Below are 11,079 nucleotides of genomic sequence, written 5' to 3' on the forward strand. Positions count from 1 at the left end.
CTATAATCGGAACGGACAACCCGCTTAGAACGTTACCGGAACGACCGCCCCGCTTGTCAACGCACAGAGATGCCACACACCAAGCCGCCGCACATGCGACTGCCCGGCGCAGAACTGCTACGCACCAAGCTTCGTCGTGCGTGTGGTCATCACGCAGGGAGCCGTTACGCACCCTGCTCCGCCGCGCATGCAACTGCCGCGCGCGGAGCGGCTGCGCATGGACCTGCTACGCACCGAGCCGCCACACATGCAGCTGCCCTACGCGGTGCTGTCACGCACCAAGCTCTGTCGCGTATGCAGCTGTCGCGTGCGGAGCGGTTGCGCAGCGAGTCGTCAACGTAGTGAGTCGTCAACGTATGGAGGAGGTCCGCTTGAGCAACCCGCCCCGCCGAGCCGACGCGCGCCGGAACCGCGAGCGCATCCTTGAGGCCGCGGCCGAGGCGTTCGCCGCCGACGGCCGCCTCGTTCCGCTCGACGACATCGCCCGCCGCGCCGGTGTCGGTGCCGGCACGGTGTACCGCAATTTCCCCACCAAGGAGGCGCTGTTCCGGGCCGTCGTCACGGCCCGCATCGAGGCGATCGTGGACGAGGCGGCGGCGTTGGCGGACGCCGCCGACCCGGCCGAGGCCTTCTACGGTTTCGTTGTGCGGGTCGTCGACCGCGCCATGTTCAACCATGCCGTCTGCGAAGCCCTCGCAGCCGACTTGAAGGGCTTCGACGCAGGCGGGATGGACGCCCGGTTCACCGCGGCCCTGGACCGCCTGCTGCGGAGGGCCCAGACCGCCGGCGCCGTGCGGTCCGACGTCGATGTCCAGGATGTCCGGGCCCTCATGACGGGAGCCATGTACATGGAACGCCGGCGTGGCCGGGGCGGCAGTCCAGGCCGGATGACGTCCTTCATCTGCGACGCGCTCCGTCCCGGGACGAACCGCGGCTGCGACGTGCTCCGTCCCGAGACGGAACGAAACGAAACTGAGGTCTCGCGTAACGAAACGCGCTGTGAGATCTGCGCGACCCCGCTCACCCCGGCCGCGACCGGCCGCCCCGCCCGCTTCTGCAGTGCGTCCTGCCGTCAGAAGGCCCACCGCCTCAGGAAGGCCGCCCCGAAAACCGGTTGAGGGCGGTCGCTCCGCGCGGCAGCCTGGGCGGACCATGCACACGAGAGAAGTCAGGGCCTGCTACGCCCGCGATTCGATCACGGTCTACCAGGCGTACGCTCCTGAGATCGGCCTGCTCGCGGCCGAGCAGGGCACCTTCGTCCCTCCCTTCTCCCGCCGGCGGATGACATGGATAAAGCTGTCCTTCCTGTGGCTCATGGCGCGCAGCGACTGGGCGCGCAAACCGGGGCAGCAGACGATTCTCGCCGTCCGGATCAGCCGCAGCGGCTGGGAGGAGGCCCTCGGACTGGCCGTGCCGACGGACCCCGACCGCCGCGTCTTCCGCAGTTCTGATGAATGGCGCCGCCATTTCGCCAAGGCCGTTGTCCACGTCCAGTGGGATCCTGAGCGGTCCGTCCACGGCGCAAAGCTCGGAACGCGCAGCATCCAGATAGGTCTGAGCCGGTACATCATCGACCGCTATGTCGACGACTGGATCATCGGCATAGAGGACCGCACGTCGCTGGCCCGCACAATCCACGACCTCCTCCTGTCAGGCCGGACGGCGCAGGCGAAGGTGCTACTCCCCAAGGAGCGCCCTTATCCGTTGCCACCGGCCTTGACCACCCGCCTGGGAACGTCCTGACCGCCTCTTCGGCCGCTGGCCCCCCAGGGCGCAATGGCGGGTCACCGGTGGAGGCGCAGGACGAGCCGCTTGCTGAATGCGCCCCGCTCGGCAGCCTTGGCGGACCGCAGGTGCTCGAGTTCCGCGGGGCTGATGCCGTGGGCCGCTGCCAGAGCGTGGACGACCTCCAGCACATCGGCGAGTTCTTCCGGGTCGCCGCTCGCGATGTACTCCCCGCCTTCCTCGACGAGTTTGGCGCGCAACCGCGCACCATGCTCGGCCGGGTCGGCCACCCGCGTCTCCGGTCGCCCGCCGGCCGCCCGGATGACCTCAGGGATCCGGTCTCGGACCAGCTTCTCGGCCGGTCCGCCGCCATCCTTGGTGGAATGGACGGCCCCACCGTGCCGCCGATCCAGGGACTCGATCCATTTGACGGCGACAGCGGCCGTCTGCACCAGCTCCGCCCGAAGAGCGGCGGGGTCCGATTCGGCGAGAGCTTCGAAGAACTCCTCGGTCAGGATGTGCCGCCACGTCAATTCTCCCCGCTGGTAGGCGGTGGCGCATTCCTGCTTCGCCTCCTCCGCGTCCTCGATATATTCGGGTCCGCTCCCGTCCGGGAACTCCTGGACTCCCCACATGCGATCCTGGGCTTCGCGTTCGGCCCTGACATCCGCGAGCACTCTAGCCAGCCCGCCGGGCACTCCAAACTCCTCCATGCTGAACGACGGTAGCCCTCGTCCACCCCCCACCTCCTGCGACCTCGGCCATCCATCTGCGGCCACGTCCATGCGCTGGTGCGAGAAGGCCCACCTCGCGACTGCTCTGGTCACGTCGGGTGTTCGGTGGATGATGGGGCGCTGTCTGGTCATGGTCGTGATCCGTTGCGTTGCTGATGATCAGCCTGGCGGCGCGGTGCGTGCGGGGTCGCAGCCGAGCAGTTCGTGCAGGACGGGCGGGAGTTCGTCCCACAGCCATTCGTTCACAGTGCCCGGAAAAGATGCGGGGGGACGGATGCCCAGGCGATCAGACGTGTTCTCGGTCAGCTGTACGGCGATCGGACCGTCGTCCCACACGGGGTCTCGGCCGCCCCAGAATGCGGAGAAGTCGGCGCTTGTGAGCAGCAACTCGCCGGGGAGGGTGTGGTCGCCGGGATGCCTGCCCAGGGGGAGCAGCCGCTGCGCGGTCGTGCGGAGGATGTTGAGCGCGGCCAGGTCATGCGGGCACGCCACGTCCCGGATCTCGAGTTCGGGGAGGCCGAAGCGTCCCAGCCCGCGGGTGCTGAGCGCGACGCAGGCGCAGCCGTCGATGTCGTCCTCGTCGGCCGTGCAGCGACCCGAGTCCCGGTACGGCGGCAGGACGGCCCCCAGCCAGTCATCGGCGAGGGCGAAGTCGTCCAAACGGTCGAGGCGAGTTGCCGGCAACGTCCTCCCGGTGGCGAGATCCACCGGCACTCCGCAGAGCGCTTCCGCGATCGCCTTGGCGGTTGCCCGCGCGAGGTGCGGCCCGGACGGAAGGTCGCCGGCCGGCAGGACACACGTGACACTGATGTGCCATGCGGCCTGGCGCGCCCTTTCCGCGTCGTCCGCGTCGTCGCCGGCCGTCTCGCTCAGGTTCCAGGGCGAGTCGTCGGCGGGATGGCAGGCCAGCAGCAGCTGCGGGGTGCCGAGACGGCCCGCGACCGCAGCGTCCAGCCGGCGGGGGAGGCATCGCCGGACCCTCGCCGCGAGGTCGCCGTGGCCGCCGGGGTCCCGGTCGGCCGCGACGGCGAAGCCGGCCGTCGTCTCTTCGGGAACCGTGATGGTGACGCGCACTGGAGCCTCCTCGGGCGGTGGACCGTCGTTCGGAGTCCAGGTTCGAGGAGGAGGCCGAGCACTTTCACTAGAACGCGATTCTGTGGATAACGGCGGCCGCTCGACCGGGCGGCCGCCGGTTCCCGATGTCGTTGGGTGCGGCTAGCGGGAGGAAGGCCCCACGTAGTGGCGCTCGCCCGGGCCCACGTACACCTGGCGCGGGCGTCCGATCTTCGTGGTCGGGTCGTTCATCAGCTCACGCCACTGGGCGATCCACCCCGGGAGCCGGCCGAGGGCGAACAGCACCGTGAACGCGTTGGTGGGGAAGCCCATCGCCTTGTAGATGACGCCCGTGTAGAAGTCCACGTTGGGGTAGAGCTTGCGTTCGACGAAGTAGTCGTCGCTCAGCGCGACCTCTTCGAGACGCATGGCGAGGTCCAGCAGCGGGTCGGATTTGCCCAGCGCGTCCAGGACCTTGCCCGTCGCCTTCTTCACGACGGCGGCGCGCGGGTCGTAGTTGCGGTAGACGCGGTGCCCGAAGCCCATCAGCTTGACGCCGGGCTCCTTGTTCTTGACGCGGGCCACGAACGAGTCGATGTCGTCGCCGTTCTCGTGGATGCGCTCCAGCATCTCCAGGACGGCCTGGTTCGCGCCGCCGTGCAGGGGGCCGAACAGCGCGTCCACTCCCGCGGACACGGACGAGAACAGGTTCGCCTGGCTCGACCCGACGAGGCGCACGGTCGACGTCGAACAGTTCTGCTCGTGGTCGGCGTGCAGGACGAACAGCATGTCCAGGACGCGCGCGATCTCGGGATCGATCTCGTAGGGCTGCGTGGGCAGGCCGAACATCATGCGGAGGAAGTTCTCCACGTACCCGAGGGAGTTGTCCGGGTAGAGGAGCGGCTGGCCGTTGGAGGTCTTGTAGGCGTAGGCCGCGATGGTCGGCAGTTTCGCGATGAGCCGGATGCTGGACTGGTCGACCTGCTCGGGATCGAAGGGATCGAGGCTGTCCTGGTAGAACGTCGACAGGGCGCTGACGGCGGACGACAGCACGGCCATGGGGTGGGCTCGGCGCGGGAACGCGGAGAAGAACGCGCGGAACTTCTCGTCCAGCAGCGTGTGGTTGCGCACGTTGTCGGTGAACGTGTCCAGCTCGTCGGCCTTCGGCAGCTCACCGTAGATCAGCAGGTAGGCCACCTCGAGGAAGGACGACTTCTCCGCCAGTTCCTCGATGGGGTAGCCCCGATAGCGGAGGATCCCCGCCTCGCCGTCGATGTAGGTGATGGCGGACGTGGTGGACGCGGTGTTGGTGAAGCCGGGATCGAGCGTGACATGCCCCGTCTCCTTCAGGAGGCTGCCGACGACCAGCCCCGACGGCCCCTCGGTCGCCTCGGTGACCTCCAGAGGCATCCGGCCGCTCGTGTGGTCGAGCTCGAAATCCGACATACTCGCTCACTCCCAACTGCGTCCACACCTGCGTAGACGTTCCGCTCTTCATCGTATCCACGTGATCACCCGGGCTGATCCGGCCGGTCCCGTTGACGGGGGACCGGCCCGGGTGCTCCGGTGGAGTCATGACCGATCACGGCGCCGCCGAACTCGTCGCACGCGTCCGCGGGGACCTCGCCGCCGCGGCGACCGGGAACCGCTTTGTCGACCTGCTGGAAACGGGGGAGTTGCCCCGGGAACGCCTGGTCTGGCTGGCCGGCGAGGAGTATCGGATCGTCAGCAGCGATCGGCGCAGTTTCGCCCTGCTAGCGGCCAGGTATCCCGATTCGTCATCCGGTGAGCTCTTTCTGGGGCTCGCGCAGGGGGAGGGGCAGGCGCTGGGGCTGCTCGGAGACTTCGCCGGCGCGCTCGGTCAAAGTGATAAGAATCTCATGGCGTACGAACCGAAGCCCTTCGCGCAGGCATATCCGGCATATCTCGCGCAGAGGGCCGCGTTCGGGACGGCCAGTGAGGTCGCCCTGGCCATGCTGGCCAACCTGGAGGAGTGGGGCGCCTACTGCGCCCGCATCGCCGGCGCCCTGCGCACGCGGTACGGATTCCCTGACCGGGCCGTCGGGTTCTTCGACTTCTTCGCCGAGTCGCCACCGGGCTTCGAGGAACAGGCCCTGGACGTGATCGCCGCCGGGCTCGCCTCGGGGGACGACCCGGCCGAGGCGGCTCGCGCGGCACGCCTCCTGCACGCCTATGAGACCGCCTTCTGGGAGGTACTCGCCGAGGGCCTGCCGTGACCCGGCCGTCCTAAGACTCCCTGAGCGTCGGCAGTTCGGCGGTGATCTCGACCAGGGTCCGGTCCTGGACGCCGATGAGCTGCTCGACGTCCACGGGAGGCCACTCCTCGCCGTAGTGGGCGTCCAGGAGCGTGGACAAGGCGACGAGGATCTGCTCCGGTGTGGGGCGCTCCCCGGCTTCCTTGACCAGGCATCGGGTCACGAGCCCGCGCATGGGATCGGGCAACCGGGTGAGGTCCGGTTCGCCGTGCACGATGCGGCCGCGGACCTTGTGGTCGGTGCCGAAGGGCGCGGCACCCGTCGCCGCGAACACGAGGGTCGCGCCAAGGGAGAAGACGTCGCTCTCAGGGTGGACGGGGTCGCCCAGAGCCTGCTCCGGTGACATGTACGCGGGCGTCCCCAGGATCTCCGTACGGGACAGCGGCAGTGCGTCCAGGGGCCTCGCGATGCCGAAATCGATGACCCTCGGCCCGTCCGAGGCGAGCAGAACGTTCGACGGCTTCAGGTCCCTGTGCACGATGCCCGCACGGTGGATCGCGATCAGGGCCTCCGCGAGCCCGGCACCCAGCCGGCACGCGGTCTGTTCGCGAAGCGGCCCCTTCTCCTGGACGACCTTGGCGAGGCTCACCCCGCGGATGTACTGCGTGGCGAGCCAGGGCCGGTCCGCGTCCGGGTCGGCGTCGACGACGGGCGCCGTGTAGAAGCCGCTGACCGAGCGCGCCGATGTCACCTCACGGCGGAACCTCGCCCGCCACCGGGGATCGTCCAGAAGTTCCGAACGGATGACCTTCACGGCGACGAGGCGCCTGCTGGGCGACGCTCCGAGGAACACTTCGCCCATCCCGCCGGTGCCCAGCCGGCCGACCACACGGTAGGGGCCGATCATCTCGGGAGGGTCTGACTGCATGGGCACGGAGATCCGATCATGGTGGGGCGTGCTCAATCGTGCCATGAGGCGGACGCTCGTCCGGCAACCATGCGCTCAGGTCCAGGGCAGTGCGCTCCGCTCGGCCCAGTAACGCTCCGGGGGGACGCTCAGATCTGCCAGCACCCCTAGTTCACGGTCGTCCAGGGACACTCTCGATGCCACTAGGTTCGACTCCAGTTGCGCTGGGCTGACCGCGCCGATGAGCACGGTGTCCGCCCAGGGCCTGCTGAGCGCCGCGGCCAACGCCACGGCGTCCGGCAGCACGCCGAGTTCGGCCGCGAGGGACTCCACGGCAGCGGGCGGCTGCACGGCGAGTCTCCCGTTGGCCAGCACCTCCTTGAGCAGGACATGCAGCCCCGCTTCATGTGCCTCGCGTAGAGCGTCCTCAGCTGAGGTCTCCAGGATGTTCCATGTCGATTGGACGGAACTGAACAGCCTCTGGCCGGATACATTCAGCGTCACCGCCCGGCGGATGGTGCCAGCTTGCCTGGGGCCCGAAGTCGAGAACCCCACGCGGATGCCTTCGGCGCGCAACTCTGCCAAGGCCTCCTGTAGGCGGAGGTCCTCGAACAGCGGGCTGTCTTCGGTCAGCGAGTGGACCTGATAGACGGACAGATGCCCGTCGAGCAACTCACGGGTCTCCGTGTACTGGGCGCGGTAGCGGCCGAGGCTGTGTTCCTTGACCTCGTGCACCGCGGCTTCGGTCTTCCACCCGCCGACGTAGGCGTAACCCCACTTGCTGGACACGGTCATCCCGTCTGGGGAATGTGCGCTGAGCCAGGCTCCGAGGAACTCCTCAGCCCTGCCGTAGGAGCGTGCCGTGTCCACCCATCGGATACCCGCGGCGTAAGCCGTGTCGAGGACGTCCCAGGTCGCCTCGCGCATCCGTTCGACGCTCCGGCCGGGTGGTAGTTCACCGGCCCTGCCGACGTTGATGTAGGCGGGCCGTCCCAGCGCCGCCAGCCCGATGCCCAGCCGATCCATAGGGTTCACGCCCCCAGCCTCGCATGGCGTGGCTGACACTCGAATTCGGAGCAATTGCCCGATAAGGCCAAGTTTCGTTCGAGAGTTATCCACAGAATTGCGTTCTACTCTTCTCCCGCGGTCGCGTCCGCGAGGCTGTGTCGCGTCAATGTCGATCGCGGCACGAAGGGCAGGGCAATGCCTGCGCAGATCAATCGCACCCGGTACGGCGCCGGCCAGTTCGCCGATCACTTGGGGCTCACCCGATGGCAGTTGCGCGTAGGGCTCGAGCACGGGATCCTTCCCGTCTCCGACCTGGGCGGGGAGCAGTGGTCCGCCGACGTGGCCGATGAGTCCCGGGACGCGGGCAAGGAGGTCATCGCGAGATTCGGCGACGAACCGCCGGTCGGCGCCACTCGCGCGGCCGCCATGCTGGCCGTCCGGGTGAGCCTCGACGTGGAGCGCCGGGACGTCGAGGTCCTGGTCGCCCAGGGCGCCCTCAACGTCGTCAGCAGCTTCCGCGGACATCCCGTCTACCTCATACGCGACCTGGACCGGCTTGACCCCGAAGCCGTGCGGGCGGTCGTCTCCGCCAGGAAGGGCCCGCTCACCGGCACCGTCGACACCGGCGGGGCCGCGACGATCCTCGGATGGCCCCGCCGGACGTTCGAACGCGTCGCCGCCGAGCGCGGGCTCGCGACGGACAGGCTCGGCCGCTACGCCCTCTCGGACGTCCATGCCCTGAGGGCGGACGACGACCTGGGACGCGAGATCGCCGAGGAGAAACGTCGCCTGACCCTGACCAGGACGCACCGATCCGAGGCGCACTTCGAAGACGTCATCCACGCCTGGATTCTGCGCTGCTCCGCCTACGTGGACCGCGACGCCGGCCAGCCGCCGGACATCGCGGCCCTCAGCCGGGCTGTCCGAAGCCTGGTGACGGTCAGGGCTGAGATCGAGGCCCAAGGGCGGTGCCCCGTCTCCTGACCCCGCGCAGCACCGACGCGCCCGTCCGCCAACAGGAGGGCGGCTCCTGGACGCAACAGGCGGTCCACGCCGCTCGAAGACCGCGGCCACAGCCTTGTCGATCTTGACTGCAGACCACGATCAACGCCACCGATCCAACAAGTTGGGCTTGGACACTGCTCGGTCTGCAGCGGGGGCGCCGAGCCTGCATTTGCCCGTGATGGCTCCCATCGGCTGGTCCGGTCCCCGTGGTCGCTGGGGTGCCGAGCCCGTTTTGCCGGTTTTGGGTCCCGATCGGGCCTGGCCTGGGCTCCGTGGTGGCCGGGGCGCCGAGCCTTGCCTTGCTGGTGTTGGCTCCCCTCGGGCCCGGCCTGGGCCCTGTGGTTGCTGGGGTGCTGAGCCTTGCTTTGCTGGTGCTGGTCCCCATCGGGCCCGGCCTGGGCTCCGTGGTGGCCGGGGTGCCGAGCTTGCTATGCCCAGTGTGGCTTGGTGCGGGTTCGGTAGGGGTCTGGTGCGGTGGGTGGGGTGGACGGCTGTGGCGATGGGGAGGTGGTGCGTGCTCAGGGGCGGCGCGGGGATGAGCGGCGTTTGGGCGATGGCTTCTTGGCTTCTTTGTGCCGTGCGAGGGCGGCGAGGAGGCGGTCGCGGGCTTCGGTGCGGGAGAGCGCCGGGACGTGGTCGGGCAGGGTGGCGGCCAGCGCGGGCGGGGCACTGACCAGGCCGCTGTCGTCGACTGATGCCCGATCCCCTGTCCAGGAGCCGAGGAGGACCGCGGAGACGCTTCCCACGTGCCGGGTGAGGAGTTCCTGGATCCTGTCGATCTCCTGCGCGCAGTCGGCTACGAGGAGGAGCCGGCGTGCCTGCGTGACGCCGGTGTTCCGGCGGATCGCGAGCTCCGTCTCCAGGTAGGCGAGGGCGGCGTCGAGGTTGCCGGGGATGAACAGCCCGTCCGTGTCGTCGTCGAGGAGTTCGTCCTCCGCCAGGCCGAACAAGGCGGTGGCGTCGGGGCGCGGAATCACGACCAGTGAGTCGGCGCCGTGCTCGTCGAGGCCGGTCAGGGCGAGTACGCGTGCCGTGGAGAGGGCTCCGGGGCCGGACAGGCCCATGGCCGGGGTCGCGAACGGGTCGAGTGCGGGGCGGTAACCGAAGACGGTCGCTGATTCCTGATTCTCGGGGATGGAAGGGGCGAGCGCGCCCGCGGCGGCGACGGCGTAGAGACGGTGCCGGAACGGATAGCAGATGGCCGCCGCGGCGGGGATGAGCAGACTCAGCAGCAGAACCGGCTGCAACGAAGGGGGGCGCGACTCCGCCTCCTCCACCTGCGCGGGGGTGCGAGTCGGTTTGGCGGACGTCGGGGCGGGGTGGGGCGTGCTCTTCGTCCGCGCGGGCTCGGAGCTCGGAGGATTCGGCAGCGAGGCACGCGGACTCGGCCTCTCGGGCGGTGCGGGCCGGGGCAGGTCCCGTTCGATCCTCGGCTTCCAGGAGTGTCGATGCGGCCGACGGGGGAAGTCCCTGCCACGTCCAGACCTTCTGCGAGATCTCTCGTACATCGAGCGCCATGCCTCCTTGCACTTCTGCGCGGTGTGCCAGTCGCCGATGCTCACAGCCTGGCGGCAGGTCGGCGACACGGACCTGCGCGGCCCGGGTTCCTGTTGAGCGGCGGCGTCCGAATGCGCCGCCGCGCCGATGGAGATGGCGCCGGCCATCGCGGTACAGCCCAGGACTCCGCAGGTGCAGCGGAGCCAGCCGCCGAGCAGGACGGCGAGCCTGGGATGTGCCAGAAAACGGTTCATCTTCGCCCCGGGGGATCACGTCGGTCACCGTGTAAATGCCGATCGTAGTCAATTTGGCTACGGAGCGTTGAACATTGCTCACACTGGATGGACGATCTCGGGCGTCCGGTTCCTCGGTCCGTATGGCTCAAATGAGCGGTACGTCCTAGATGGAACCGAGATGTAGGTGGCCAGGCCGAGGGTCGGTCTGCTCGCGCGAGCGGACGAGGAGAATTCGCGATCGGCCTGCTCGGCACGCGCCTTCCGAGGGCGTGGACCCCAAGTTCACATGCTGCACCGGCGGAAGACGCGGGCCACGAGGCCGGTCTTCGAGGATGGCTGGATGGGACCCCGCAGGTGGCCGCCCGGTGCCATAAGTCTCACTCCGGGTTATCGGCACGCCCAGACGGACGACTCGGGAGCTCGGCGACTCGAATTGCCGACCGTTTCGGATGTTTAAAGACTGGTCGGCATGCATGTGTTGGTTTTTAGGTAACAGACGACCTCGCGCCGGTTGAGACGAGCGAAGGCGAAAAAGGCCGACCGCCCCATTCGCCCTGCCCGCAACCGCGCCTCCGCAACCACCCGGCTGCCACGCCGCGCGAGCCTAGTACGGCAGTCCGAGATCGTGATTTGAGCTGGTAGCGGCCGGTTCGTAACGCAGGACAGCCGCCCGATGATCTTCGAGTTGTGACGCAAGA

10 protein-coding genes are annotated in these 11,079 nt (G+C 68.8%); 4 read left to right on the forward strand and 6 right to left on the reverse strand.

The genetic code is table 11. The features are described from left to right. The first annotated feature begins 371 nt into the window (after positions 1 to 371). Both ABZ806_RS20045 and ABZ806_RS20050 read left to right on the forward strand, forming a co-directional pair. Entirely contained in the window at positions 372 to 1,118 is a 747-nt protein-coding gene (locus tag ABZ806_RS20045; RefSeq protein WP_500218821.1) for a TetR/AcrR family transcriptional regulator, read from the forward strand. A 34-nt stretch (positions 1,119 to 1,152) separates the two neighbouring features. Beyond that, positions 1,153 to 1,743, forward strand: coding sequence for a DUF4291 domain-containing protein (locus ABZ806_RS20050; RefSeq protein WP_500218822.1), 591 nt, complete (start codon positions 1,153 to 1,155; stop codon positions 1,741 to 1,743). A gap of 41 nt (positions 1,744 to 1,784) precedes the next feature. Here the strand turns inward: ABZ806_RS20050 and ABZ806_RS20055 are convergent, their stop codons facing one another. From ABZ806_RS20055 to ABZ806_RS20065, 3 genes are all read right to left on the reverse strand, one after another. Continuing rightward, the gene (locus ABZ806_RS20055) at positions 1,785 to 2,423 is read right to left on the reverse strand and encodes a hypothetical protein (RefSeq protein ID WP_500218823.1); all 639 of its coding nucleotides are present in this window, start codon (positions 2,421 to 2,423) and stop codon (positions 1,785 to 1,787) included. Positions 2,424 to 2,618: 195 nt separating this feature from the next. Continuing rightward, positions 2,619 to 3,533: a hypothetical protein gene (locus ABZ806_RS20060; protein ID WP_500218824.1), complete on the reverse strand. Its 915-nt coding sequence runs from the start codon at positions 3,531 to 3,533 to the stop codon at positions 2,619 to 2,621. A 141-nt stretch (positions 3,534 to 3,674) separates the two neighbouring features. Then, positions 3,675 to 4,958: a citrate synthase gene (locus tag ABZ806_RS20065; protein ID WP_500218825.1), complete on the reverse strand. Its 1,284-nt coding sequence runs from the start codon at positions 4,956 to 4,958 to the stop codon at positions 3,675 to 3,677. Between the two features lie 128 nt (positions 4,959 to 5,086). Here ABZ806_RS20065 and ABZ806_RS20070 point away from each other — a divergent pair, with 128 nt between their 5' ends. Beyond that, positions 5,087 to 5,749, forward strand: a complete 663-nt coding sequence (locus tag ABZ806_RS20070; RefSeq protein ID WP_500218826.1) for a thiaminase II/PqqC family protein — start codon at positions 5,087 to 5,089, stop codon at positions 5,747 to 5,749. Positions 5,750 to 5,759: 10 nt separating this feature from the next. On the opposite strand, the gene ABZ806_RS20075 is transcribed toward ABZ806_RS20070, so the two are convergent. Next, positions 5,760 to 6,635, reverse strand: a complete 876-nt coding sequence (locus ABZ806_RS20075) for a serine/threonine-protein kinase (RefSeq protein ID WP_500218827.1) — start codon at positions 6,633 to 6,635, stop codon at positions 5,760 to 5,762. 96 nt (positions 6,636 to 6,731) lie between these two features. Then, positions 6,732 to 7,661, reverse strand: coding sequence for an aldo/keto reductase (locus ABZ806_RS20080; RefSeq protein WP_500218828.1), 930 nt, complete (start codon positions 7,659 to 7,661; stop codon positions 6,732 to 6,734). Between the two features lie 177 nt (positions 7,662 to 7,838). On the opposite strand from ABZ806_RS20080, the gene ABZ806_RS20085 reads away from it, so the two are divergent. After that, the gene (locus tag ABZ806_RS20085) at positions 7,839 to 8,627 is read left to right on the forward strand and encodes a hypothetical protein (RefSeq protein ID WP_500218829.1); all 789 of its coding nucleotides are present in this window, start codon (positions 7,839 to 7,841) and stop codon (positions 8,625 to 8,627) included. Between the two features lie 539 nt (positions 8,628 to 9,166). Here ABZ806_RS20085 and ABZ806_RS20090 read toward each other — a convergent pair. Continuing rightward, positions 9,167 to 9,895: a hypothetical protein gene (locus tag ABZ806_RS20090; protein ID WP_500218830.1), complete on the reverse strand. Its 729-nt coding sequence runs from the start codon at positions 9,893 to 9,895 to the stop codon at positions 9,167 to 9,169. Positions 9,896 to 11,079: the final 1,184 nt, after the last annotated feature.

This window comes from Spirillospora sp. NPDC047418 (assembly GCF_040643275.1).
In the GTDB taxonomy this organism is placed as follows: Bacteria; Actinomycetota; Actinomycetes; order Streptosporangiales; family Streptosporangiaceae; genus Spirillospora.

Bases quoted from the DNA above. Each gene is read 5' to 3' on its own strand.
- ABZ806_RS20075 (WP_500218827.1), bottom strand. From the start codon at position 6,635: ATGATCGGCCCCTACCGTGTGGTCGGCCGGCTGGGCACCGGCGGGATG.
- ABZ806_RS20070 (WP_500218826.1), top strand. From the start codon at position 5,087: ATGACCGATCACGGCGCCGCCGAACTCGTCGCACGCGTCCGCGGGGAC.
- ABZ806_RS20085 (WP_500218829.1), top strand. From the start codon at position 7,839: ATGCCTGCGCAGATCAATCGCACCCGGTACGGCGCCGGCCAGTTCGCC.
- ABZ806_RS20065 (WP_500218825.1), bottom strand. From the start codon at position 4,958: ATGTCGGATTTCGAGCTCGACCACACGAGCGGCCGGATGCCTCTGGAG.
- ABZ806_RS20050 (WP_500218822.1), top strand. From the start codon at position 1,153: ATGCACACGAGAGAAGTCAGGGCCTGCTACGCCCGCGATTCGATCACG.
- ABZ806_RS20080 (WP_500218828.1), bottom strand. From the start codon at position 7,661: ATGGATCGGCTGGGCATCGGGCTGGCGGCGCTGGGACGGCCCGCCTAC.